This window comes from Undibacterium sp. Ji49W (assembly GCF_049340205.1).
GTDB lineage: Bacteria > Pseudomonadota > Gammaproteobacteria > Burkholderiales > Burkholderiaceae_D > Undibacterium.
The window spans coordinates 1-318 of the sequence record NZ_JBMPOW010000067.1; the positions used below are offsets into that span (position 1 = coordinate 1).

The 318-nt window shown below is 59.7% G+C and carries 1 pseudogene; it reads left to right on the top strand.

Features of this window, described 5'->3' with window-relative positions:
* Positions 1-318: pseudogene (locus tag ACO0LK_RS27060) on the top strand (MotA/TolQ/ExbB proton channel family protein); the annotation flags it as partial.

The following is a 318-nucleotide window of genomic DNA, read 5'->3' on the forward strand; positions in this document are numbered from 1 at the left end:
CCGCTGTTGCCGTCGCACCTGTATCCGCACAGGAATCCGCCTCCGCTGCTGCTTCTGCACCAGCTGCAGCCCCTGCCGCTGACGCTGCTGCACCAGCACCTGCCCCAGCGGATGCTGGCGCTCCTGCGGCTGCCGCCCCAGCCAAAGAAATGGTTGAAAACCCATACGGTCTCGACGCACTCTGGAAAACTGGTGACTTCGTTGCCAAAGGCACACTGATCATCATGGTCATCATGTCCATGGGCAGCTGGTACATCCTCATCACCAAAATCATCGACCAGGTCAAACTGTCTGGCCAGGCATCTGATGCCCGTGCCA